A 24,598-nucleotide genomic window follows, 5' to 3' on the forward strand; every position below is an offset into this window, starting at 1 on the left:
GCGGCATGCCGTTGAGGCTCAGCTACGCGGTCCGCTCCGATCGAGGATTGGTCCGCAACAACAACGAGGACTCGGTCTACGCCGGTCCGCGCCTGCTGGCGATCGCCGACGGGATGGGCGGGCATGCGGCCGGCGAGGTCGCGTCCAACATCGTGATCGGAACGTTGGAGGCGTTGGACGAAGACCGTCCCATCGTCGATCTCATCGGGACCCTTCGGGAGTCGGTGTCCGATGCCAACGCCGCGATCGCCGAGTCCGTCGACAACGATCCCGAACTCGAAGGCATGGGCACCACCCTCACCGCCATCCGGTTCGCCGGCAGCCGGATCGCCCTTGTGCACGTGGGTGATTCTCGTGCGTACCTGATGCGAAACGGGCAGCTCTCCCAGATCACGCACGACGACACCTACGTCCAGTCGCTGGTCGACTCCGGCAAGCTCACCCCGGAGGAGGCGTCGCATCACCCGCGCAAATCGGTGATTCTGCGAGCTCTGACGGGGTCGGAGGTGGATCCGGACATCTCCATTCGTGAGGCGCGGGTCGGTGACCGGTACCTGTTGTGCAGCGATGGTCTGTCCGACGTGGTGAGTGCCGCGACGCTGGGAGAAACCCTCACCGAGGGAACCCCGCAGGGGTGCGCCGACCGGCTGATCGAACTCGCGTTGCGCGGCGGCGGTCCCGACAACGTCACCTGCATCGTCGCGGACGTCGTCGACGACGGGGTCGGTGACGATCGGCCGGTCGTCGGCGGCGCTGTGATGGACCCTCGCGATCCCGTTGTCCCACAGGAGGATTCGCCGGCATCGCGCGCAGCCCGCATCGGTCGCGAGGAACCGGAGGTCGTAGTCAGCTACCACCGTCCGCGCCGCTGGCGACGTCCGGTGATCGTCGGTTGCGCGCTGGCGCTGGTCGTCGCTGCCGGCATTGCAGGCTGGACGTGGACCCAGTCGCAGTACTTCGTCGGGCGCGACGGGACCGAGGTCGCCCTCTTCCGCGGCGTCAATGCCGAGTTCGGGCCGCTGTCGCTGTACTCGGTCGTGGAGAACAGCGACATCAAGGTCAACGACCTCACCCCGTCGGTGCGGACGCAGGTCAACAACGGGATCACGGCCAGCGGCCGGGGCGACGGCGAGCAGATCCTGGCGCGGTTGACCGATTCACTGCTGCCGCTCTGCTCGTCCCTCAACACCACCGCCAGCACGCCGGCCTCGCCCTCGGTCACCCCGAAGTCGACTCCTCCCACCCCGAAGACCTCGGCCCGACCGTCCGGCGCGAGCCGGACCACGCCGGCGAAGAGTTCGAAGTCCACGGCGCGATCCACCGCTGCGAGATCGTCGGCGACGCGGTCCTCGGTGGCGGCCAGCGGGTCGGCGACGCCGTCCGGAGTGCCGAGTACGGCGCTGGACACCGCCCTGGCCTCGCCGGACCCCAGCTCGAGCGACTCCTGCCGGAACGGCCAGTGATGGCCCGCGGCTACAGCCCGAACCGGTTGCCGACGCGACGTAACGCCGAGTTGGGCTACATCGTCTTCGCGACGCTCGTCGTGGCCGCGGCGGAGGCGATCATCGAGATCACCCGGGACAGTCAACTGACCGCCCACGTGGCGACCTACGCCCTGGTGGCGCTGGCCACCGGGGTGGTGGCCAACCTGGCCATCCGACGGTGGGCGAGCTACGCCGACCCGCTGCTGGTGCCGTGCGCGGTGGTCCTCGTCGGACTCGGATTGGTCATGATCCATCGCATCGATCTCGGCCTGGCCCAGCAAGCCTCCGACGCGGGTCGCACGTATCAGGGTGCCGGTGCGGCGAGCCAGGTGGTCTGGGTCGTGCTGGGCCTGGTGGCGTTCCTGGGCGTGCTGCTGATCATCCGCGACCACCGGGTGCTGCAGCGTTACGCCTACACCCTCGCGCTGATCGGGTTGTTCCTGCTGTTGCTGCCGGCCGTGCTGCCCGCCAGCATGAGCGAGATCAACGGTGCCCGGATCTGGATCCGGATCGCCGGATTCTCCATTCAGCCCGGCGAGATCTCCAAGATCGCGCTCACCGTCTTCGCCGCGGCGTACCTGGTCGCCAAGCGTGATGTGCTCTCACTCGCCGGACGGCGGGTGCTCGGGATCGACCTGCCACGCGGCCGGGACTTCGGACCACTTCTGCTCGCCTGGCTAATCAGCATCGGTGTCCTGGTGCGCGACAAGGACCTGGGCACGTCGCTGATGTTCTTCGGGCTGTTCGTGGTGCTGCTCTACGTCGCCACCGAACGGATCAGCTGGGTGATCATCGGCCTGCTCCTGTTCGTCGGCGGGTGCTACATCGCGTACCAGATCTTCCCCACCGTCAAGGAACGGGTCAGCGTCTGGCTGCACGTGTTCAACTACATGCAGGACCAGGGATACCAGTTGAGCCAGTCGTTGTTCGGGCTGGGCACCGGCGGCCTGTTCGGCACCGGCCTCGGCGGCGGCAATCCCGATCTCGTCCCGGTGGCCAAGTCCGACTTCATCCTGTCCGCCTTCGGCGAGGAGACCGGCCTGTTCGGTCTGGTGGCGATCCTGGCCATCTACATCGTATTCATCTCCCGAGCCTTCGCGACGGCCCTCGCGGTGCGCGATTCCTTCGGCAAGCTGCTGGTCACCGGTATCGGGTTCTCCTTCGGACTGCAGTTGTTCGTGGTCGCCGGAGGCATTTCCCGGTTGCTTCCCGAGACTGGCCTCACGACGCCGTTCCTGTCCTACGGCGGGTCGTCCCTGCTGGCGAACTTCGCCCTGCTGGCGCTGTTGATCCGGGTTTCGGACGCGGCCCGCCGCCCGCCGACCACCCCTCCCTCAGCGGTCACGACAGTCAGCGGCCCGGTGCCGGTTCCCGACCGTGATCCGGCCGGTCCGCCCACCGGGACGCTGTCGACCGGGGGCCCGGCATGAACCGCCAGATCCGCCGGGTGAGTGTGTTCGTCGGCATCCTGATGCTTGCGGTCATCCTCAACCTGAACTGGGTGCAGGTGCTGCACGGCACCAGTTATCGCGACAACGCGGCCAACCAGCGGGTCGCGCTGGACGATTACAAGCGTCAGCGCGGGTCGATCGTGCTCCAGGGATCGGGTACCGCGATCTCCGAGTCGGTGGTGACCAAGGACGCGCTGACGTACCTGCGGACGTACCAGAACGGCCCGCTCTACGCGACGGTCACCGGTTTCAACTCGATCCTCTACGGCAACACCGAGATCGAGAGCGCCGAGGACTCGGTGCTGTCCGGCAACGACGACCGCTTCTTCGTCCAGCGGCTCACGAACCTCCTGACCGGCCGCGACCCGCGTGGCGGCAACGTGCTGCTCACGATCAACAAGCAGGCCCAGACCGCCGCCTACCAGGCCCTGGGCGGTCGCCGGGGGGCGGTGGTCGCGCTGGATCCGGCGACCGGAGCAGTGCTCGCGGCGGTGAGCACGCCGTCCTACGACCCGGCCAAACTGAGCTCGCACTCCACCACCGGAATCAAGAAGGCGTGGAACGCCTACCTCAACGACAAGGACAATCCCCTGTCGAACCGGGCGTTCACCGAGACCTACCCGCCGGGGTCGGTGTTCAAGGTGATCGTCTCGGCGGCCGCCCTGAAGGCCGGCAAGTCGCCGAGTTCGGTCATCGCCGCTCCGAATGCGCTGACGCTGCCGGGAACGAGCACGCAGCTGCGCAACTTCGCGGGCGAGCAGTGCGCGAACGGTTCGACCGACACGCTCATCCACGCGTTGACCATTTCCTGCAACACCGCTTTCGCCCAGCTCGGCATGGATCTGGGCACCTCGAGGGTCCGCAGCGAGGCCGACCTGTTCGGCATCAACGACAGCGACTTCACGATCCCGGTCCGGGTCGCGGGTTCGACGATCGGGCCGGTGGTCGACAAGGCCGCCCTCGCCCAGACCAGCATCGGCCAGCGCGACGTCCGGATCACCCCGCTGCAAGCGGCGATGATCTCGGCCGCGGTCGCCAATCAGGGCACGCTGCTGACGCCCTACCTGGTCGCCGAAGAACAGGGTCCCAACCTGGCCACGCTGAGCAAGGCCACACCCCAGATCCTGAGTCAGCCGTTGTCGCCCAGCCAGGCCGACCAGCTGACCACCATGATGGAAAGCGTCGTGCAGAGCGCGCAGGGAACCGGCCAGGCCGCGCAGATTCCCGGGATCACCGTGGCCGGCAAGACCGGTACGGCCGACAACGGGCCCCAGAAGGCCGACGGGACCTACATCAATCCGCCGCACGCCTGGTTCTCCGGGTTCGCACCCGCGGCCAGGCCACGCATCGCGGTCGCCGTCTTCCTCGAGAACGGTGGCGTGGCGGGCAACGAGACGACGGGTGGCCTGGCCGCGGCCCCGGTGGCGAAGCAGGTCATGCAGGCCTACCTCAGCTCGATCGGGGTGAAGGGCAATTGACCCGAGTGAGCCGGCAACCTTCGAAGGCGATCGACATCGTGACCACGCACGCGGCACCCGAACGGATGGATTCATGACAGCGCCACACCTGGTCGGCGGACGGTACGAGCTCGGTGAGCTCATCGGCTACGGCGGCATGGCCGAAGTCCACCGCGGTCGCGACATCCGGCTCGGTCGCGAGGTCGCGGTCAAGGTGCTGCGCTCGGACCTGGCCCGCGATCCGTCCTTCCAGAACCGCTTCCGCCGCGAGGCGCAGGCCGCCGCCGGACTGAACCATCCCTCGATCGTCGCGGTCTACGACACCGGCGAGGACGGCGATCCGGCGGGCCTGGACGACACGCCCTCGCCGTACATCGTCATGGAGTTCGTCCAAGGGCGGACGCTGCGCGAGGTGCTCAAGTCCGAGGGCCAGTTGCCGGCCCGGCGTGCGATGGAGATCGTGGCCGAGGTGTGCGGGGCGCTGGACTTCTCGCACCGCTCGGGCATCGTGCACCGAGACATCAAACCCGGCAACGTGATGATCACCAACAGCGGCGCGGTCAAGGTGATGGACTTCGGGATCGCCCGCGCGCTGGCCGACAACGCCGCGACCGTGACGGCGACCTCGGCCGTGATCGGCACTGCCCAGTACCTGTCTCCGGAGCAGGCTCGCGGTGAGTCGGTCGACGCCCGATCCGATGTCTACTCCACCGGCTGCCTGCTCTACGAACTGCTCACCGGGCATCCACCGTTCACCGGCGACTCCCCGGTGGCCGTCGCCTACCAGCACGTTCGCGAGAACCCGCGGATCCCGTCCTCGGAGAATCCGGCGGTGACCAAGGCGCTGGACTCGATCGTGATGAAGGCGCTGGCCAAGAATCCCCTGAACCGGTACCAGACCGCCGGGGAGATGCGGGCAGACCTGCAGCGCGCCATCGCCGGGCAACCGGTGGAGGCCGAATCGGTGATGACCGACGAGGAACGGACGCAGTTCATCTCGCGTCCTTCCGCCGCGGCGCTGGCCACCCCACGTCCGGGCGTGTTGACGCCGGTCTACGACGACGAGGACGACCATCGCGGCCGTCGCGGCGCGATCATGTGGGTCGCGGTTGTGCTCGCGCTCCTGCTGGTCATCGGCGGTACGGCGTTCTTGCTGCTGCGCAAAGACAATCCCAAGACGCCGACCCTGGTGGCGGTTCCGCGGCTGATCGGGTTGTCGCAGGCGGCGGCCAACAACGCCATCCGCGCCGCGGGCCTGGCACCGGACTCGGCCACGCCCGAGCAGAGCAACGGTCCCTGCACCTCGACCGCGTCCACGCCGGTCACCAAGGATCACGTCTGCACCCAGGATCCGCCGGCGGGCAAGCAGGTCGACCAGGGCGGCGTGGTCAGCTTCACCATCTACGCCGGTCCCGCGCCGGTCCAGGTGCCCGCGGTGTCGCAGGTGAATCTGACCTGCGCCCAGGCGTCGGCGGAGCTGGCCAAGGTCAAGCTGGTGTCGCAGTGCAAGAGCGTGCACAGCGCGGCGCCGGCCGGAACGGTCATCGACCAGGATCCCAACGGTCTGGCCAGTGTCCAGCCGGGCACCACCGTGGTGCTCCAGGTCGCCGACGGCAAGGCCAAACTGCCCAACGTCCTGCACCTGCCCTACGACGAGGCTCGGATCAAGCTGAACAACGCCGGCTGGACGACCGTGGTCATGACCCTGGCCGATCGCAAGACCGGCTTCAAGGTCGGTCAGGTACAGGCCATGTACCCCGGCCAGGGCACCTACCTCGATCCCAAGACGAAGATCACGCTCGAGGTGGCCAAGCAACCGCTACCGGCCTGTTCGACCTCGACCTCGACCTCGCCCTCAGCGTCCGGATCGACGTCGTCCTCGCCGGGCTCGACGCCGTCGTCCTCGCCCTCGGCGACACCGTCGGTGACGCCGAGCAGCACCCCGACCGACCCGAACGCCTCGCCGACCTGCACCACCCCGGCGGGCTAGACGGGGAGTGTGATCCGGACCAGCAGGCCCGGATCGTTGTCGTGCAGGGTGATCGTCCCGGCGTGTGCGGTGATGATCTCCCGAACGATGGCCAGGCCGAGCCCGGTGCCGCCCTCGGCCCGGGACCGGGCGGTGTCGAGCCGGTAGAAGCGGTCGAAGACGCGCTCCCGCTTGTTGGCCGGAACGCCAGGTCCGTCGTCGGCGATGCACCATTGCGCCCAGCCCGAATCCGCGCCGGTGCCGGGTGCCAGCGACAGCTGGACCGACGTCCGTGCGTAACGGACCGCGTTGTCGATGAGATTCACCATCACCCGGTAGAGGCCGTCGCGATCGCCGATCACGGTCACCGGGGCAAGCTCTCCGAGCGTCACCGGGACGCGCGCGTCGGCGTAGCCGGCCACGATCACCCGGGTGAGTTCGTCCAGGCGCACCGGCGCCCGGTGGGTCATGGCCCCGCGCTCGTCCGAACGGGCCAGTGCGAGCAGATCGTCGATGAGGTTCGACAGCCGCTCCACGTCGATGAGCGCATCGGAGGTGAGCTCCCGCAGCTCCTGGGACTCCCCGAGCCGTCCGGCGACTTCGAGTTGCAGGCGCAGGGACGCGATCGGTGAGCGCAGTTCGTGGGCCGCATCCCCGACGAAGCGGCGCTGTTTGGAATTGGCGACGTCCAGCCGGTCCAGCATGTCGTTGAGCGTCGTGGCCAGCGAGTAGATCTCGTCCTCGGCGGTCGGCACCGGCAGCCGGGACCGTGACAGCCCGGTGGCACTGAGCTGGGCTGCTCCGCGTTGCAACGCCGCGACCGGACGCAGCGTGAGGCCGACTATCCACCAGGTCAGGCCGGCCATCATGATCACCGCGAGCGGGGTCAGGAAGAGCAGATACCGCTGCAGCAGCCGGGACGATTCCAGCACGCGTCCGAGGTCGGTGGCCACCAGTACCGTCCGTTGACCGCCCGGCAGATCGGCGCGCACCCCCACGACCCGGATCGGCTGGTCGCTGTTGGCCCGGGCCCCATCGACGTTGATCGGGTTACCCAGGCGCGCCTTGGTCAGTTCGTTGTCGCGCAGGATCGACTTCGCCCCGTCGGCAGCGGCCGAGAACGCGACCACCCGGTTCTGGCCGTCGACGACCTGGACGAGCGAGACGCCACCGCTGCCGGCGATGAGCTGCTGCGGCAGCTTGTTCTGCTGGACCAGCACCGCGACCTCGCGGCCGGTCCGTTCCGCCGAGGCGTCCAGGGTGTTGAGCAGCGACTTTCCCACGGTGAAGAGCAGCGCGAATCCGGCGAGGACGAGGGTGATGGTGAACAGCGAGGTGGCGACGACGGTGATCCGGGCTCGCAGGGACCGGCGCCGCCACCAGCCGATCGGATCAGGTGCCATGGCCGGCCGGGGGGATCGACACTCAGCCGCCGTCCGTGGCCAGCCGGTAGCCCGCGCCGCGCACCGTCTGCAGCGCGTGGCGCCCGAACGGCTGGTCGATCTTACGACGCAGGTAACCGACGTAGACCTCGATGACGTTGGCGTCCCCTTCGTAGTGGGCGTCCCAGACGTGGTGCAGGATGTCGGCCTTGCTGACCGCGTCCCCGGCGCGGCGCATCAGGAATTCCAGCAGGGAGAACTCGCGCGGCGTCAGTTCGATCTCGGTGTCGCCTCGCTTGACCAGCCTGGCCGCCGGGTCCAGCGAGAGGTCGCCGCAGGCCAGCACCGCCGGGCGAGGACGGACCCCGCGGCGCAGCACCGAACGCAGCCGGGCGAGCAGCACCACGAACGAGAACGGCTTGATCAGGTAGTCATCGGCGCCCAGATCCAAGGCGTCGGCCTCGTCGTACTCGCCGTCCTTGGCCGACAGCACGAGCACCGGCGTCCAGTTCTGTTCTGCCCGCAACGCCTCGATGATCCGGTAGCCCGACAGGCCCGGAAGCATGATGTCGCAGATGATGGCGTCGTAGTTGTTCTCGCGCGCCAGGTGCAGGCCGTCGGGCCCGTTCAGGGCGATCTCGACGGTGAATCCCTCCGCGATGAGGCCGCGTTGCAGAGCGGTGGCCATCCGCGCTTCATCCTCGACGATCAGCAAGCGCACGGTGGTTCCACCTCCGATCGGACCTGAGGGAATCTAAGCACGATGAGCATCGTGCGTGCTCGGCTCAGGGCAACCTCAGCCGGGCTCAGGCTGTGCACAGGGCCGGCGAACAATCCTGGGCGGCATGGATGAAATCTCAACGTCTTCCGCCGGCGCCTCCGCAGGCCCGGGCCCGATCGATTCGTCATCCAGCGCGTCATCCCGTTCCACCGGTTCGAGTCGTCGCCTGCTGACCCGCCGCAACGTCCGTTGGCTGCTCCCGGCCGCAGCGGTCGGGGTGGTCGCGGTGATGGCCAGCGGAGTCTTGTCGGCAACCGCCAATCCCAACCTCCCCACCCAGTCCGCGGCTCAGTTGCTCGCTTCCGTCTCCGACGCGAAGGTGGCCGGCTTCTCCGGCACCATCGTGGAAAAGGCTTCATTGGGCCTGCCCGAGCTGCCGGGCATGGTCAACTCCGCCAGCACCGGCCTGCTCGGCCTGCTGTCGGGTTCCCACACCAGCCGTGTCTGGTACGGCGGTGAGACCAAGCAGCGGGTCGCTCTGCTCGATTCGTTCGGTGAGCAGGATGCCTTCCGCAACGGACGTGACCTGTGGCAGTGGGACTCCACGACGCGACAGTCCTCGCACACGCTCCTGCCCTCGGCCGCCGCTCAGACGACCCCGGCCCAGTTGCCGAGCCTGACGCCGGCCGATGCGGCGGCCCGCGCGCTGGCCTTCATCAGTCCCAGTACGACGGTCAGCACCGACCGAACCGGTGTGGTCGCCGGCCGCGCCACCTACACGCTGGTCCTCGTCCCCAAGGACGCGCGTTCGACGGTCGGCTCGGTTCGGATCTCGGTGGACGGCAAGACCAAGGTTCCGCTGGGCGTGCAGGTGTACGCCAAGAAAGCCACTCGGGCGGCGCTGGACGTCAGCTTCACCAGGGTCGACTTCTCCGTCCCGGACAACGACTTCTTCACCTTCTCTCCGCCGGCGGGCGCCAAGCCGATGCAGCAGGCCCCCCAGCCCACCGGTGCCCCCGGCCAGATCAAGGCCGCTCGCGACAGCAGCTACCGGACGATCGGTGAGGGCTGGACAACCGTCGCCGAGTTGACCGGTGTGCCGTCTCTGCAGTCGCTGGCCGATCAGAGCGGGCAGCTCGGCGGGACCCTCGATAAGCTCCCGGCCGTCTCTGGGACCTGGGGCAAGGGACATCTGTTCACCTCGGCCCTGGTGTCGGCGTTGATCACCGACGACGGACGGGTCTTCGTCGGCGCGGTCCAGCCCGACGTGCTCTACGAGGCTGCGGCCACGTGAGCCGCGGTCGAGTGGGGGCGTCGCGTGAGGCAGGGTCGAGATGAGCCGGATTCTCCGATGAACCCAGACGGGCTGGCGATCGCGACCACCGGGCTGAGCAAACGCTTCGGCCGCCCGGGGCACGGCCAGCTCGCGGTCGACGGTCTCGACCTGGTGGTACCGGCTGGGTCGGTGTACGGGTTCCTGGGCCCGAACGGGTCCGGCAAGACCACGACCATCCGCATGCTGTTGGGGTTGGTATTTGCGACCGCCGGCGAGATATCCCTGTTGGGGCAACGGATTCCCGATCATGCCGCCCGCGCTCTGCCCCACGTCGGATCCCTGGTGGAAGGGCCGGCGTTTCACCCCTACCTGTCGGGACGGGCCAATCTCGCCCGGTTGGACGCCGCGGACCTGGGGGCGTCGCGCCGGGACAGCGGGCGACGCATCGACCACGCTCTGGAACGGGTCGGACTCACCGCGGCGGCGGCGAAGCGCTACCGGAACTACTCCTTGGGCATGCGTCAGCGGCTGGGTATCGCCGCGGCCCTGTTACAGCCTCGCGACCTGCTCATCCTGGACGAACCGACGAACGGCCTTGATCCGCAGGGCACCAGGGAGGTCCGCCATCTGGTGACGCAACTGGCAGCCGACGGAACGACGGTGTTCGTGTCCTCGCACCTGCTCAGTGAGGTGGAGCAGGTGTGCGACCACGTCGGGGTGATGCGAACCGGACGGCTCGTCTGGCAGGGCTCGTTGGCGGTCCTCGGTGATCAGCAGCGGGTGCGGGTCGTCGTCCAGACACCGGATTCCACGGTGGCGAAAGGGGTTCTGGCCGACCTGGGGCTGGTCGAGATCAACGAGGAGCCCGGCACCGCCTCGGCCGTGCTCGGCTCGCGCGCACCGGAGGACATCGTCGCGGCCCTCGTCCGGGCTGGGGTGGCGGTCCGCGGCTTCGCGGTCCAACGTCCCAACCTGGAAGATGTATTCGTTTCCCTGACCGGGGAGGGTTTCGATGTCAGCGCGTGAGCGGGTAGCGCCCGGCGCGTTCCGACTGGGGTCGCGCTTCGTGGCCAGCGAGATCGGAATGCTGCTGCGACGGCGGCGGAACCAGTTGATGCTGGTGACGCTGTCCGCGATCCCGGTGATCATCGCGATCGCGGTCAAGCTGACCACGCACAACAACGCCGACGGCCTGATCGGCAGCATCGCGGACAACGGCATCTTCGTCGCGTTCACCGCCCTCGTCGTCGTGATTCCGATCTTCCTGCCGATGGCGGTGTCGGTGGTCGTCGGCGAATCCATTGCCGGTGAGGCCGGCACGGGCACGCTGCGCTACCTGCTCGCCGTGCCGGTAGGGCGTACCAGGTTGCTGGCCGTGAAGCTGATCGCGGCCGCGGTCTGGTGCCTGCTCACCGCGCTGACCGTGGCCGTCGTCGGGATCGTGATCGGTTTGGCTCTATTTCCCAAGGGGAAAGTCACGCTGTTGTCGGGCACACAGACCTCCATGGCCGACGGTGTCTGGAGGCTTTCCATCGTGGTGGGCTACGCCACCGTCATGATGCTCGCGATCGCGGCACTCGGACTGTTCATCTCCACCCTCACCGAGGTCCCGATCGCGGCGATGGCGGCCACCCTCTCCCTGGCCATCACCATGCAGGTGCTGGACGCGGTTCCCCAGCTGCACGCCATCCAGCCCTGGCTGATCAGTCACTACCTGCTGCGGTTCTCCGACGTGTTGCGCGATCCGCTGTCGCTGGCCGGGCTCCAGCACGGCTTGTGGGTGGCTCTCGGGTACGTGGTGGTGTTCGCGAGCGCGGCCTGGGCGCGGTTCACCAGCAAGGACGTCACATCCTGATCGACGCCGGCCTCGACGCCGGCCTCGACGCCGGCCTCGGCGCCGGACGCTCAGGCTTCGGTACCGAACTCGTCGGCAGCGCGGCGCTGGCGCAGTAGGTCCCAGGCCTGGTCGAGGGACCGTTCCAGGGTCTCCAGCCGGTTGCGTTCCGCCTGGTTCAACCCGATGCCGGTATGCGTGGTGCGCAGCCGGTGCTCCTCGGCCACCAGGTCATGAATCTGTTGCAGGATCGGCTGCTCGGTCTCGTGCGTCATCGTCGACCTCCTGGGGCGGTACTGCGGGCGCGCTCGGTACGGGAGTGCCCGTCACCGTGAACGCTACGACGATCGCGCCGATCACGAGAAGGCCCGCGCAGCTGGCGGCCGCGACCCGGTAGCCGTGGGCCATCACCGAAGGGATCTGGTACCGCTCACCGGTCAGCCCGGCCAGCGGTGGCAGCACGGCCACGGCGAGCAACGACGCCGAGCGCGCGACGGCGTTGTTCACTCCGGAGGCGACGCCCACCTCGCTGGGGGGCGCGGCGGCCATCACCGTTGCCGTCAACGGGGCGACGACCAGGGACATGCCCAGCCCGAACACGAGGATCCCCGGCAGGACGTCGGTCAGATAATTGTGACTGTTCGTGCCGATGCGCATGGTCAGCGCGACGCCCGTCGCGGCCAGCAGCGGCCCCACCGTCATCGGCAGTTTCGGCCCGATCCGGCTCGACAGTGCGCCGGTGCGCGGTGAGAGCACCAGGAGCAGCACGGTGATCGGCAGCCCCGCCAGCCCGGCGGCCAGCGGACCGTAGCCGCCCGCGACCTGAAGGTCCAGAACCATCAGGAAGAACACGGCACCCAGGGCGCCGTAGGTCGTGAAGGTCATCAGGTTCGAGCCGGTGAAGGTGCGGTTGGCGAACAGTCGTGGCGGCACCAGCGGGTACCGGCGACGGTCCTCGACCACGACGAACACCGCCAGGAGCAGCACGCCCGCCAGCGTGCATCCCACGGCGGTGCCGTTCCAGCCTGAACTGCCCGCGAGCGTGGTTCCGTAGGTCAGACCGCCTAGCGCGAGCGCGATGAGAACGGTGCCCGCCATGTCCAGCGGACCCTCTTCCTCGTCGCTGCGAGACTCCGGAAGAAAGCGCATCGCCAGCAGAACCGCGACGACCGCGAGCGGAACATTGATGCCGAACGCCCAGCGCCAGGAGACGTGCTGCACGAGGTAGCCGCCGAGCAGCGGTCCCAGCGCGGTCGTGACCCCTGAGGTTCCCGACCACACTCCAACCGCGCGTCCCGTCTCCTCGGGCCTGAACGACGCCTGGATCAGGGCCAGCGAGCCGGGAGTGAGCAGGGCTCCGCCGATTCCCTGCAGGACCCGTGCCGCGATCAGGACCTCTGCGTTCGGAGCCAGAGCGCACAGCGCCGAGGCGGTCGCGAACCAGACGATGCCGAGCAGGTATACCGACCGCCGTCCGAACCGGTCACCCAACGAGCCGCCGAGCAGAATCAGGCTGGCCAACGCCAGGGCGTAGCCGTTGAGCACCCACTGCAAGGTCGCGAAACTGGCCTTGAAGTCGAGCCCGATCTGGCGGGTGGCCACGTTGGCGATGGTGCCGTCGAGGAACACCATCCCGCTGGCGAGCACCGTCGCGGCGAGGGCACCGCGACCGGCGGGTGAGGCAAGGGTGAGTTTGGCGGGCGCTGTCACCAGCACAGCTTCCCAGTCGGACGGCTGCCTGTCTCACGGGGTCGCCACCGGCTCGCCCGCGCGGTGGGCGACCTCGGCCATGGCTCGACACTCGGGTCGCCTGTGCCCCAGGGTCCGTCCTGCGCGAATGGGCAGTTCCGCGCCGAATGGGCGGTTGCAAGTGCCCATTCGCTGCGAAACTGCCCATTCGCGCAACGGGGCGGAGCCGGACGCCAACCCCGATCACCGCGCCGACCTTCAAGCGCCCCCGTTCACCGCGCCGACCTTCAAGCGCCTGGGTTCACCGCGCCGACCTTCAAGCGGCCGGGTTCACCGCACGGACCTTCAAGCGGCCGGGTTCACCGCATCGACCCTTAAGCGCCCGGGTTCACCGTGGAGGGCGGTGTTCCTCGGGACGGTCGCGCTTCAGTGTTCGCCGGCCTCGCGGATGGCCAGTGCGGCAGTGGCGGCATCGTCCGCGCTTCCCTGGACGTCGTAGATCACGCCCACTGTCGAGTGGTCCATCCACACGCAGATCGACAGAGTTTGTCCCGAGCTGCTCAGGGATCCGCAGTCGAGGACACCACCGAATTTGCCGGCCGGATAGGGCTTGGTGTTCTGCAGGTTCGCTCCCGCGAGGAACTGCTTGGATTCCTTGTCGATCGAGTTGATGCCCATCTCACGGGTCAGCTTCGGAGAATCGGCGACGTTGAGGCCCAGCAAGAAGACCTGTGGGGTGCTCGCGCCGTTCTTCGCGTACACACCCACCTTCGGTTTCTGCCAGACACCCTGAGGGTCCAGGGAGGTCACACTCTGCAGGACGCGATCGCCGACTTGTTGTGCGGTCGCGTCCGTGAGTCGGGTGTAGGCGCCAGCCTGATCAGGCACCGTCAACGTGTGCTGACTGGCCACGGCCTTGGAATGATGGTTGACCGCGGCAACGACTCCGACGATGCCGGCCGCAACGAGGACCACGGCCGCCACGATGAGGCCGACGATGAGGCCCGTCCGGCGCTTTTTCGGGGGCGGGTAACCGCCGACCGGGTTCATGCCCGGCTGCCCGTAGGCGCCGTACGGGGGCTGGCCGTACGGGGTCTGGCCGTAGGGAGGCTGGCCGTAGGGAGGCTGGCCGTACGGGGTCTGGCCGGAGGGAGGCTGGTCGTAGGGAGGCTGGCCGTAGGGAGGCTGGCCGTACGAGGGCTGCCCGTAGGGAGGTTGACCGTAGCCGGGTTGGTTGTAGTTCGGCGCCCCGTTGTCCGGCGCCGCTGACCACGGTGATGGATCAGCGGCCGGGCCGGAAGTCTCGGGCGACCGCGGTGTTTCGGCCTGCCAGGAGCCCCACTGAGGGGGATCGGGCTGGTGGGGCTGGTTCGGGTCGGTCATCCGCATGCGTCCATTTCGCGAGGTCTGAGATCAGCCTCCCACACCCGCGAACCGGAGGCCGGCCTCAGCGGGCGACGGCCCCGTAGCGCAGGCCGTCCATGAACAGGTTCAGCAGTCGCCGCGCCTGCTCCTCCCAGCCGGGTTGGTCCGACACCATGCAGATCCCGCCGATCGCACGGAGCAGATCGTCCGGAGCCACGTCGTCGCGAACAACGCCAGCCTCGGCCGCCGCCTTGAGCAGCATGTCGATCGCGCCGAGAAGGATCGAACGCGTGTAGGTGAATAGTTCGGTGTGCGTCTCGGCCGCCGTCTTGAGTACGGCGGCCAGGCCGCGCTTGGTCGCGACGTAGCCGATGAAGCGTTCCATCCAGAGTTCCAGGGCCTTGTCAGCGCTGTACTCGTCGAGATAGGTGCGCGCCGCCTCGGTCAACTGCTCGACGCCGGTGCGGTACGCGGCCACGACCAGCGCCTCACGGGACGGGAAGTTGCGGTAGAGGGTGCCGATGCCGACGCCGGCCTCCTTGGCGACGTCCTCGAGCGAAGCGTCGAGCCCGCGCTGGGCGAAGACCCGGCTGGCGGCCTTCAGGAGCGCGTCGTAGTTGCGCTGCGCATCCGCTCGCCGGGGCTTGGCGACCACCTCGTCCGTGGCGCTCATTTCACACCTCTGTCAGAAAGCTTTCGGAATCCAGTTGCTAAGTGGAGGACGCCTCCGTATCGTAAGTGGAGGCGCCTTCCATTTATTCAACCACTTACTTCGTTGGAGTACCAGCATGCCACCGAACACCTCGGGCGGCAGTTCCGCGCTGCCTGTCGATACCTCCCCCTCAACCTCCCCCTCAACCTCCCCCTCAACCTCCCCCTCAACCTCCCCCTCAACCACCGCATCAACCCCCTCAACCACCGCATCGACCGCCAACCGTCCGGGATCAGGAACCTTCGAGCGGCTGAAGTCCCGGCGTTCGCGTGCCGGCTCCTTCGCTCTGATCGTCATCCTGGTCTGCCAGCTGATGGTCGTGCTGGACGCGACCATCGTGAACATCGCGCTGCCCGACATCCAGTCGGCCCTCAGCTTCAGCCCGACGAACCTGTCCTGGGTGCTCAACGCCTACACCCTCGCTTTCGGTGGCCTACTACTGCTCGGCGCGCGGGCCGGCGACCTCTACGGCCGCAAGCGGGTCTTCCTGGCCGGCATCGCACTGTTCACCGTCGCCTCGCTGGCCGGCGGCCTGACCGACTCGGCCGCGCTGCTGCTGGCCGCCCGCTTCGTCCAGGGGATCGGAGCCGCGTTCGCCTCGCCCTCGGCCCTGGCGTTACTCATGATCACCTTTTCCGAAGGGCGCGAACGCACCCGGGCCCTCGGCCTGTACACCGCGGTCTCCATCGGTGGATCTGCCGTCGGCCTGATCACCGGCGGCATTCTCATCGAATGGGTCTCCTGGCGCTGGGTGTTCTTCGTCAACGTCCCGATCGGTCTGGCCCTGCTCGCCCTGGCCCGGATCTCCCTGACCGAAACCGCGCGCAACACCGGCAAGGTGGACGTCCCCGGCGCAGTCACCTCGACCTTCGGTATGGGCGCCATCGTCTACGGCATCGTGCGCGCGGCTTCGGACGGTTGGGCCGACCAGCTCACGATCGGGTCCCTGGCCTTCGGCGTCGTCCTGCTCGGCCTGTTCGCGTTAGTCGAAACCCGAGCCAGCATGCCGATCACACCGTTGCGGATGTTCACCAACCGCACCCGCAACCTGTCCTACCTGGCGCGACTGACCCTGGTCGCGAGCATGTTCGGGATGTTCTTCTTCCTGACCCAGTTCCTTCAGGACGTACTGCACTACAGCGCGCTCATGACCGGCCTGGCCTTCCTGCCGCTCACCATCGCCCTGTTCGCCGCCTCCCAGCTGTCCACCCGTGAGCTGGCCGCGCGGATCGACCCACGGGTACTCATGGCCGCCGGGATCACCCTGTCCGGACTGGGAATGTTGTGGCTGACCCAGCTATCGGCCACGAGCGGTTACGCCATGATCCTCGGCCCACTGGTGATGGTCGGTCTGGGCAACGGCACCGCGTTCGTGCCGCTCACCTCGGCCGCGCTGGCCGGCGTCGAGCCGAAGGACGCCGGGGCCGCTTCCGGGCTGGTCAACGTCATGCAGCAGGTCGGTGGCTCGCTCGGTCTCGCCGCGCTGGTGACGGTATTCGGGTCGGCTTCGAAGTCGGCGCTGCATGCGGTGCCCGCGGGCGACGATCCCCGCGTGTACAGCTTCGTGCAGGGTGCGCAAAGCGCTTTCGCGGTGGCCGCCGGCCTGCTCGCCGTGACCGTCGTGCTGGTCCTGCTGATGCGGTCCACTCACCGTCCGCACCGCGGGACCGAACTGCCGTCCGAGCGCAGCCCGATCGCCGACGAGATCGAGTCCCTGGAGTACGCCGAGCTGGATGCCGTCTGACCGATCGAACGATCACACGATCGTGGTTGTCAGATCGATTGGTAATAATCTCAAGCATGGGAGGTCCCAGGCTGGAGAACATGGCGACGGTGCTCGTCGACCCTGCCGTGCTCGACGACTTCGAACTCGACCTGATGTCGGCGGACTTCCGAGTCTGGGCCGTGCACAGCACCGATGTGTTCGCCGACGCCGCCCGAGCCGCGATGCAGATCCGGCGTTCGCTCATCGAGTGGAGCAACGGCCGGTGGGAGCTCGCCACGGAATGGACCGTCGTCTGGATCACCTTCGGCGAGAGCTGGCTCGACGGTGACGAACCGGTCCCGTGGTCGGCCCACTCCGCGTTGTGGGCGAAATTGTCCGAGTACGCCGAGCATGTCCGCTACAACCTCGGCCTGAGCAGCGTGCCGCGTCTGGGCGTTCCGCGCGAGGCGCGCTGACGCGGCCCGCTCCGCAGCTGGGTCGGACTGAGTGGTCCAAGGACGGCTTCAGGCCGGGTTCAGGACAAACATGGGGAACTGCCTGGGGAATCTGGGGGAGCGATCCCGATTCCCCAACGGCGGCCTGCTCCTAGCGTCGTGACCAAGAGATCAGCCGATCTCCTCAGTCATCTCAGCAAGGAGTCACCATGCCTCTGTTCATGGACATGCACACCATTGCCGGCGGCGTCACGATCGACGACCTCGCCCAGGCCCACGCCGCCGACCTCAAGGTTCAGGGCGCGCACGACGTCCGGTACCTGCGCTACTGGGTCAACGAGGAAGGCGGCCGGGTGTTCTGTCTCGTCGAAGCTCCGTCGGCCGAAGCCGCCAACGCGGTTCATCGCGAATCCCACGGCCTGGTCGCCGACGCGCTGTTCGAAGTGCAGGAGGGGTTGTGAAGCGCGCGCATTGGCTGGCCGTGCTGTCCGGTCTGCTGGTCTTCGCACTGGCTCCGGCCGCCCTCGCCGTTCCACGAATGCTGGGAACGCACCACGGCGGGGTGGGCCGGTCGCAACAGATCCGCCTTATCAGGCAGGCCACCGACGAATTCCACAACATCGCCGAAGCCGAGGACGCCGGATACGGCGCGTTCAAGGACATCAACGGCGTCTCCTGCATAGACATGCCGGACATGCCGGGTATGAAGGGCGGTGCGATGGGCGTGCACTTCGTCAATCCGAACCTCGTCGGCGACCCCAACATCGACCCGTCGAAGCCAGAAGCTCTCGTCTATGCACCTGAGCGTGACGGGACGTTGCGCCTGGCCGCGGTCGAATTCATCGTCGACAAGGCCACCTGGGACGCGAAGAACGCCGCCCCGCCCCTGCTGTTCCCGGGGCATCCGTTCAACGTGACGACCGCGCCGAACCGCTACGGCCTGAACACGTTCTACTCCCAGCACGTCTGGGCGTGGAAATCGAACCCGTCAGGACAGCTGAGCATGTGGAACCCGAGCGTCCACTGCGCCTGGGCCTGACCGCACGCACGGCAACGGGGGACGTTGCCGACCGAAGCGGACCCCGCGCGACTGAATGTCGCGCGGGGCTCTTTCGGCAGGAAACGTCGTGGAGTATTCGGAAATCATGGAGGACACTTCCAGCATGGCGCTGGTCGAACGGGACCTGCAGCTCGCCGAGCTGCGTTCCTACGCCGAACGGGCCGCGGCTGGTGAGGGACGGCTGGTGCTGCTGGCCGGAGAAGCAGGCGTGGGCAAGTCCGTACTTCTCGAGCGCTTCGAGACCGACGGATGCCCTCCCGCGACCTGGGCGTGGGGAACGTGCGACGGACTGTCCACGCCCCGTCCGCTGGCGCCGCTGTACGACCTGGCATCCACCCTCGGCGGCCGGCTCGCCGAGCTGCTGGACGGCCACCCCGAACGTGAGGAACTGTTCCGGGCACTGCTCGGGCAGATCTCGCAGAGCCAGAGCCTGCAGGTGCTCGTCGTCGAGGACATCCACTGGGCCGACGAGGCAACCCTCGATCTGCTGCGCTTCCTGGCGCGCCGGATTCGTACGGCATCCGTCCTGTTGATCGCCACCTATCGCGATGACGCCATGGCCACGGCACTGCCGCTGCGGCTCGCGCTCGGAGAACTCGGCAGCCTGCGCTGGACACACCGCATCCAGCTGCCGACACTGTCGCCGGCCGCGGTGCGTTCGCTGGCCTCGGGATCGGACCTCGACCCGCAGGAATTGTTCGATCTCACCGGGGGAAACCCGTTCTTCGTCACGGAGGTGATCGCCGCCTGTGACGCTTCCCCGACCGCCGTCCCGCTGTCGGCGCGCGATGCCGTTTTCGCTCGCGCGGCTCGACTGTCCGACCCCGCCTTTCTCGTGCTGGCCTACGCCTCGCTGATCGGCGCCCGGATCGAGCCGTCGCTGCTGATGCGGGCGGCGCGTTGTCCTCCGGACATGCTCGATGAGTTGATCGGCTCGGGATTGCTCGTCGAAGACGGATTGTCCTTACGGTTCCGGCACGATATCGCCCGTCTGGTCGTGGAGCAGCAGATCGCCGCGCACCGGCGCCGGGCGATCCACGCCGACGTGCTGGCCGCGCTGCGATCGGCCCTGAGCCCGGACGACGCCCGCCTGGCCTTCCACGCCGAGGGAGCCGAGGACCTGCCCGCGGTCTTGGAATTCTCGACGCGGGCCGCCCGCCGTGCGGGATCGCTCGGCGCCCACCGCGAGGCCGCCGCTCAGTACCAGCGGGCGTTGCGGGCCAGTGACGGGGCGGACGCCGCCACGGTTGCCACTCTCTACGGCGGGTTGGCGGTCGAGGCGTCCCTGGGCGATGGGTGGCATACCTCCGCCGAGGCCGACGAGCGCGCCCTGGCGCTGTGGCGCGCGCTGGGAAATCGTCGCCAGGAAGGTGAAACCCTTCGCCGGTACGCGCTGGCGCTCAAGAGTCTGTGCCGGGGCGACGAGGCCCTGGAAGCGGCCCGGCAGGCCGTCGAGATCCTGGAGCCGATGGGTCCTGGACGCGAACTGGCCTGGGCCTACGTGAGCCTGGCCGGAATCCAGATGACGCGCGACGCCACCGCCGAGGCGATCGAGCTGGCCCATCGCGCCTGCGACATCGCGCGGCAGGTCGGCGCCTTCGACGTCATCGCCGACGCCCTGAACACCGAGGGGTGCGCTCGATCGGCCACTGACCCTGGGTGGGTCGAATTCCTGCGCCGGTCACTGGAACTCTCGCTGTCGCACAACCTGCAACCGCAAGCCGGACGGGCGTACAACAACCTGTTCGGTGGACTGACCGACCACTACCGCTTCGCCGAGGCCGAGCAGTACTTCATCGACGGGATCGCCTACGCGCAGGAACACGATCTGGGCATCTACATCTACTGCCTGCGCGCAACCCGTACGACCGCACTGCGCGAACGTGGCCGGTGGGACGAGGCGATCGCCCTGGCTCAGCAGCTGCTCGAGGAGAGCGTGACCTCGCCCCAGACCCGGATCTGCCCGAACATCCACTCCGGCCTGATCTATGCCCGCCGGGGCGACTCCCGAGCCTGGCTCCACCTGGACGAGGGACTGGAGGAGGCCGAACCGACGTCCGAGCCGCAGTACATCGTGTCGGTACGGCTGGCTCGGGCCGAGGCGTTCTGGCTTGCGGGCCGGATCGAACCGGCCCGCCGCGAGGCAGAACTGGCCGCCGAACTGAGCGCGGGCCTGGACCCGTGGCTGCGGGGTTGCCTGTCGTCGTGGCTTCGTCGTACGTCCTCCTCGCGCAGGGTCGCCGGCGACGTCGCCGAGCCCTTCCGCCTCGCGGCCGCCGGTCGCGTCGCGGATGCCGTCGCCTGTTGGGACGAACTCGAATGCCCCTACGAGGCCGCCCTCGCGTTGCTGGACGCCGGCGACGAGCGCTCGCTGCGGCAGGCACTGCGCCGGTTGGACGAACTGGGCGCGGTGGCCGCGGCCTCGGTCGTGCGCCGGGTGCTGCGCGAACGCGGCATCAGGTCCGTTCCGGTCGGCCCCCGCCGGGCGACCAGAGCCCATCCGATGGGCCTGACTCCTCGCGAACGGGAGGTGCTGGAACTGCTGTGCCGCCAGCGCAGCAACGCCGAGATCGCCCGCGAGCTGTTCATCTCGGCCAAGACGGTCGACCACCATGTCTCGGCCGTGCTGTCCAAGCTCGGCGTGACGAGCCGGGAACGAGCCGCGGCGTCGGCCCGGTCGCTCGGACTGGTGTCGTGAACGGATTCCGATGGCTGCACGTTCGTGGTCTCCGCGGGAGGCCTATTGCGCGGGGACCGCGACGCCACAGTCGGACGGTCTTAACACGTCCCTAGGTAGAGAGCCGTATCACGATCCTGACCCGGCCCTCCTGCCAGGCGAATCATCCTCGGCCGCCATAGCGCTGCCGTACCCAAGGGAGCTGCCATGTTCACATCACGTGTCTCGACCGTCCGGGTGGTCACCCGTTACGCGGTAGCGGCCTCGTCCGCGGTCCTCGCGGCGGCCGCACTGGCCGCGGTGACCGGTGCCGGCGCTGGGGCGAGCACACCGCCGTCCTGCAGCAACGCGGTGCTGCGTGTGACCCACGCGCCGCAGCAGGGCGCCACCGGCCACGGCTCGGTCGTCGTCCTGTTCCGCAACGCGGGCCCCGCCGCCTGCACGCTCTTCGGCTACCCGGGCTTCGACGCGATCAGCGCGTCCGGGCACGTGCTGGCCCACGCCCGGCGAACGCTGAACGGTTTCGCAGGCGGCGCCACCGCAGTCAGGACGATCACCCTGCCGTCTCACGGCTATGCCTCCGCGACGGCCGAGTGGATGAACTTCAACCCGCAGACGTCCGGCCCGTGCGCCTTCTCCCACACCGTGAACTCGACGCCGCCCAACACCACCCGGACGACGTCGCTGACCATCGGTGCCAGCGTGTGCGACCTGCAGATTCACCCGGTCGTGGCGGGCACAACTCACAACGACGCCTTTGCCCGGGCCCAGGTCAAGTGGATGGAGGGTGCGAAGGTGAGCTCGGCCCAGCACAACGCCTACTGGATTCCCGCCGACCACTACCTCAAGGCCGACGGCAGCACCTACGCGCCGGAGATCCACTGGCTGGAGCAGTTGATCCATCTGCCCATCACCGGTCAGACGCACGCTCAGAACGTCGCCTACCGGACCGACATCCACAACCTCAACCTGTTCTTCGGCACGCCCGGCCTGTACGGCTGAGTCCTGCCGCGCGAACGGCTACCGCTGCGGCGCTGAGTCCACAGGTAGCTGAGTCCTCAGGTACCGGTGCCGACGAGCTCTTGCTCCGGTGCGGTGGAACCGCTCGCTCGCCGGGTCCGTCCCGGCAGAGCGACCGCGATGACCACCGCACCGGCCAGGGCTACGACACCGGCGAGGGTGAATCCGCTCGTCATCGCCGTGGTGAAGCTGTCGTGGGCGGCCTCGAGCAGCCGTAGGCCCGCAGGACCGACCTGCGCTGAGACGGCGTCAGCGTGAGCGATCGAGGGGCGAGCCGCCTGCACCAGCGGTGCCGGCAGACCACTGGAATCCAGTCCGTGCCGGAACGAGCCGGACACCACGCTGCCGATGATGGCCACGCCGAGGCTGCCGCCGAGTTCCTGGACGGTGTCGTTGACGGCGCTGCCGACCCCGGCCTGCTCGGCAGGCAACACCGACAGCAGCGACTCGCCTGCCGGGGCCATGACCAGTCCCATGCCGGCGCCCATGATCGCCACGCCGACGGCCAGGTAGCTGTAGGCCGACGTCGGCGTCGCGCCGGTGAGCAGGAGCAGGCCGCCGCCCATCGCGGCCAGCCCGGCCGGGACGATGACCCGAACCCCGACCGCCCGCACCAGCAGGCTGCTCAGCGGTGCGGTCACCAGGACCGCGCCTGCGAACGGCAGCGCTCGCACGCCCGCGGACAGGGCGCTGTAGCCGTGGACCAGCTGCAGGTACTGGGTGAGTGCGAACAACGATCCGAACAGGGCGAAGAACGTGATGCCGATCGCGGCCGTAGCCGCGGAGAAGGCGCGGTGGCCGAAGACCCGGACATCGATCAGCGGGCTCACCGAGCGCAGTTCGTGCGTGATGAAGGCGGCGAACAGGGCCAGGCCCAGAACCGCCTCAGCCAGCGTCGTCATCGACGTCCAGCCGCGGTCGGGTCCCTCGATAACGGCATCGACGACGGCAACCAGGGACGCGGCCGACAACGCGGCGCCGAGAACGTCCAAGCGAGTGCCCTCCCGGCCGCGGCCGGGCAGGTCGGGGATCACGGTCACGACGAGCACGAGCGCGACGGCCACCAGTGGGACGTTCACCCAGAAGACCGATCCCCAGTAGAAGTGGGCCAGCAGCAATCCGCCCAGTGTGGGTCCGACCACGATCCCGATGCCCGCGACGGCCGACCACGCCCCGATCGCCGCTGCCCGCTCCCGCACCGGAAAGACGGCGCTCAGCAGCGAGAGGGTGGCGGGCATGACGAACGCGGCGCCGACGCCCATGACCGCGCGCGCCGCGATCAGGCTGCTCGCGCCGCCGGACAGCGCGGCTGCGGCCGAGCCGAGCGCGAAGACGGCCAGCCCGAACTGCAGCGCGCGTCGGCGGCCGTAGCGATCCCCAAGTGCTCCGGCCGCGATCAGCAGGGCGGCGAAGGTCAGGGTGTAGGCGTCGGTTATCCACTGCAGGTCGGTGGTGGAAGCCTGGAGCGCCCGAGCCAGAGTGGGCAGCGCGGTGTTCAGGATCGTGTTGTCGATGACGACGATCAGCAGCGACAGGCAGAGGACGCCGAGAATCGCGCGGCGCCGCGGGTGCCCGACGGTGGGGTCGATTGTGGTCATGAGGGGCTCCCTTACGGGCGTCAGTAAACGACTGTTGGGTTACGTCCGTTAGTTTTACTCCATCAGTAAACGGCTGTAAAGTGATTGCGTGACAGAATCGGCGATGCGGGAGCGAAACCGGCGCGGCGAGGGCAGCAGGCTGCGAGAGGACATCCTCGACGCGGCGGCTGAACTGCTCGACGCCAGTGGCAACGAGCAGGACGTGACGCTCCGCGCTGTGGCCCGCCGCGTCGGCATTTCCGCACCGTCCATCTACGCGCACTTTCCCGACCGCGAAGCGATCGTCGAAGCCGTCGTCGATGCCGCGTTCCTCGAATTCAACGAGGCCATCGCCGCCGAGGCCGCCACCGAGACCGATCCGCTGCGCCGCCTGCACGCTGGATGCTCGGGCTACCTGAAGTTCGCCGCCGAGCGCCCCAATCGCTACCGGCTGCTTTTTCAGCGGCGGATGATCCCGACACCCGAGGGGTCGGTGCAACGCCCCGTTCCCACCCTGCGAACCGACGGCTTCCGGCTGCTCGTCGACACCCTGGCCGACTGCGTCGAAGCGGGAGCCTCGAGCAGCACCGATCCGTTCGCCGACGCTGCCGCGATCTGGGTCGGGATGCACGGCTTCGCGACCCTGCGCGCCGAACTGTGCGACTTCCCGTGGCCCCCCTCGCAAGACATGCTCACCCGGATCGTCGACGGGTTGGGGCGCATCACGACGCAGTCGCGCGGCTGAACCCGACCGCCCGCTCGGC

22 protein-coding genes are annotated in these 24,598 nt (G+C 68.5%); 14 read left to right on the plus strand and 8 right to left on the minus strand.

The window, feature by feature from the left end; genetic code table 11:
• Positions 1–5 precede the first annotated feature (5 nt).
• The 4 genes from M6D93_RS01180 (at position 6) to pknB (ending at position 6,382) form a co-directional block, all read left to right on the plus strand.
• The gene (locus tag M6D93_RS01180) at positions 6–1,463 is read left to right on the plus strand and encodes a protein phosphatase 2C domain-containing protein (RefSeq protein ID WP_249772308.1); all 1,458 of its coding nucleotides are present in this window, start codon (positions 6–8) and stop codon (positions 1,461–1,463) included.
• A complete protein-coding gene (locus M6D93_RS01185) occupies positions 1,463–2,914 on the plus strand; it encodes an FtsW/RodA/SpoVE family cell cycle protein (RefSeq protein ID WP_249772309.1) in 1,452 nt (483 codons plus the stop codon). The genes M6D93_RS01180 and M6D93_RS01185 overlap by 1 nt, the downstream gene beginning before the upstream one ends.
• Positions 2,911–4,413: a peptidoglycan D,D-transpeptidase FtsI family protein gene (locus M6D93_RS01190; protein WP_249772310.1), complete on the plus strand. Its 1,503-nt coding sequence runs from the start codon at positions 2,911–2,913 to the stop codon at positions 4,411–4,413. The genes M6D93_RS01185 and M6D93_RS01190 overlap by 4 nt, the downstream gene beginning before the upstream one ends.
• Positions 4,414–4,486: 73 nt before the next feature.
• Positions 4,487–6,382, plus strand: a complete 1,896-nt coding sequence (gene pknB, locus M6D93_RS01195) for a Stk1 family PASTA domain-containing Ser/Thr kinase (protein WP_249772311.1) — start codon at positions 4,487–4,489, stop codon at positions 6,380–6,382.
• On the opposite strand, the gene M6D93_RS01200 is transcribed toward pknB, so the two are convergent.
• Together M6D93_RS01200 and M6D93_RS01205 are read right to left on the minus strand one after the other, a co-directional pair.
• A complete protein-coding gene (locus tag M6D93_RS01200) occupies positions 6,379–7,764 on the minus strand; it encodes a sensor histidine kinase (protein WP_249772312.1) in 1,386 nt (461 codons plus the stop codon). The two genes, pknB and M6D93_RS01200, sit on opposite strands and share 4 nt — an antisense overlap.
• 22 nt (positions 7,765–7,786) lie before the next feature.
• Positions 7,787–8,464, minus strand: coding sequence for a response regulator transcription factor (locus M6D93_RS01205; protein ID WP_249772313.1), 678 nt, complete (start codon positions 8,462–8,464; stop codon positions 7,787–7,789).
• 124 nt (positions 8,465–8,588) lie between these two features.
• Here M6D93_RS01205 and M6D93_RS01210 point away from each other — a divergent pair, with 124 nt between their 5' ends.
• Genes M6D93_RS01210 through M6D93_RS01220 form a run of 3 tightly spaced genes read left to right on the plus strand, consistent with a single transcriptional unit; the run spans position 8,589 to position 11,595 of the window.
• The gene (locus tag M6D93_RS01210; RefSeq protein WP_249772315.1) at positions 8,589–9,758 is read left to right on the plus strand and encodes a LolA family protein; all 1,170 of its coding nucleotides are present in this window, start codon (positions 8,589–8,591) and stop codon (positions 9,756–9,758) included.
• Between the two features lie 57 nt (positions 9,759–9,815).
• Entirely contained in the window at positions 9,816–10,766 is a 951-nt protein-coding gene (locus M6D93_RS01215) for an ABC transporter ATP-binding protein (protein WP_249772317.1), read from the plus strand.
• Positions 10,753–11,595, plus strand: a complete 843-nt coding sequence (locus M6D93_RS01220) for an ABC transporter permease (protein WP_249772319.1) — start codon at positions 10,753–10,755, stop codon at positions 11,593–11,595. Before M6D93_RS01215 ends, M6D93_RS01220 begins: the two co-directional genes overlap by 14 nt.
• Before the next feature lie 50 nt (positions 11,596–11,645).
• On the opposite strand, the gene M6D93_RS01225 is transcribed toward M6D93_RS01220, so the two are convergent.
• The 5 genes from M6D93_RS01225 to M6D93_RS01245 all read right to left on the minus strand — a co-directional run bounded on the left by M6D93_RS01225 (position 11,646) and on the right by M6D93_RS01245 (position 15,637).
• Positions 11,646–11,849, minus strand: a complete 204-nt coding sequence (locus M6D93_RS01225; RefSeq protein ID WP_249772321.1) for a DUF2630 family protein — start codon at positions 11,847–11,849, stop codon at positions 11,646–11,648.
• Positions 11,806–13,284: an MFS transporter gene (locus M6D93_RS01230; protein WP_249772323.1), complete on the minus strand. Its 1,479-nt coding sequence runs from the start codon at positions 13,282–13,284 to the stop codon at positions 11,806–11,808. The genes M6D93_RS01225 and M6D93_RS01230 overlap by 44 nt, the downstream gene beginning before the upstream one ends.
• Positions 13,285–13,689: 405 nt before the next feature.
• A complete protein-coding gene (locus M6D93_RS01235) occupies positions 13,690–14,646 on the minus strand; it encodes a hypothetical protein (RefSeq protein WP_249772325.1) in 957 nt (318 codons plus the stop codon).
• A gap of 64 nt (positions 14,647–14,710) precedes the next feature.
• Positions 14,711–15,301, minus strand: a complete 591-nt coding sequence (locus tag M6D93_RS01240; RefSeq protein ID WP_249772327.1) for a TetR/AcrR family transcriptional regulator — start codon at positions 15,299–15,301, stop codon at positions 14,711–14,713.
• Between the two features lie 12 nt (positions 15,302–15,313).
• Positions 15,314–15,637, minus strand: a complete 324-nt coding sequence (locus M6D93_RS01245; protein WP_249772329.1) for a hypothetical protein — start codon at positions 15,635–15,637, stop codon at positions 15,314–15,316.
• Between the two features lie 16 nt (positions 15,638–15,653).
• Here M6D93_RS01245 and M6D93_RS01250 point away from each other — a divergent pair, with 16 nt between their 5' ends.
• The 6 genes from M6D93_RS01250 to M6D93_RS01280 all read left to right on the plus strand — a co-directional run bounded on the left by M6D93_RS01250 (position 15,654) and on the right by M6D93_RS01280 (position 22,239).
• Complete coding sequence (locus M6D93_RS01250) at positions 15,654–17,084, plus strand: MFS transporter (RefSeq protein ID WP_347343517.1); 1,431 nt, start codon at positions 15,654–15,656, stop codon at positions 17,082–17,084.
• 56 nt (positions 17,085–17,140) lie between these two features.
• On the plus strand, positions 17,141–17,521 hold the full coding sequence (locus tag M6D93_RS01255) for a hypothetical protein (protein ID WP_249772333.1): 381 nt from the start codon (positions 17,141–17,143) through the stop codon (positions 17,519–17,521).
• A gap of 188 nt (positions 17,522–17,709) precedes the next feature.
• Entirely contained in the window at positions 17,710–17,961 is a 252-nt protein-coding gene (locus M6D93_RS01260) for a DUF4242 domain-containing protein (protein WP_249772335.1), read from the plus strand.
• Positions 17,958–18,539: a hypothetical protein gene (locus M6D93_RS01265; protein ID WP_249772337.1), complete on the plus strand. Its 582-nt coding sequence runs from the start codon at positions 17,958–17,960 to the stop codon at positions 18,537–18,539. Before M6D93_RS01260 ends, M6D93_RS01265 begins: the two co-directional genes overlap by 4 nt.
• Before the next feature lie 88 nt (positions 18,540–18,627).
• Complete coding sequence (locus M6D93_RS19460; RefSeq protein WP_347343518.1) at positions 18,628–21,258, plus strand: ATP-binding protein; 2,631 nt, start codon at positions 18,628–18,630, stop codon at positions 21,256–21,258.
• Between the two features lie 186 nt (positions 21,259–21,444).
• Positions 21,445–22,239: a DUF4232 domain-containing protein gene (locus M6D93_RS01280; RefSeq protein ID WP_249772339.1), complete on the plus strand. Its 795-nt coding sequence runs from the start codon at positions 21,445–21,447 to the stop codon at positions 22,237–22,239.
• 56 nt (positions 22,240–22,295) lie between these two features.
• Here M6D93_RS01280 and M6D93_RS01285 read toward each other — a convergent pair whose 3' ends face one another.
• The gene (locus M6D93_RS01285) at positions 22,296–23,855 is read right to left on the minus strand and encodes an MFS transporter (RefSeq protein WP_249772341.1); all 1,560 of its coding nucleotides are present in this window, start codon (positions 23,853–23,855) and stop codon (positions 22,296–22,298) included.
• Positions 23,856–23,943: 88 nt separating this feature from the next.
• Between M6D93_RS01285 and M6D93_RS01290 the strand changes: the two genes are divergently transcribed.
• Entirely contained in the window at positions 23,944–24,579 is a 636-nt protein-coding gene (locus M6D93_RS01290; RefSeq protein WP_249772343.1) for a TetR/AcrR family transcriptional regulator, read from the plus strand.
• Positions 24,580–24,598 lie beyond the last annotated feature (19 nt).

Origin of the sequence: Jatrophihabitans telluris (assembly GCF_023516435.1) — a bacterium.
GTDB lineage: Bacteria > Actinomycetota > Actinomycetes > Mycobacteriales > Jatrophihabitantaceae > Jatrophihabitans_A > Jatrophihabitans_A telluris.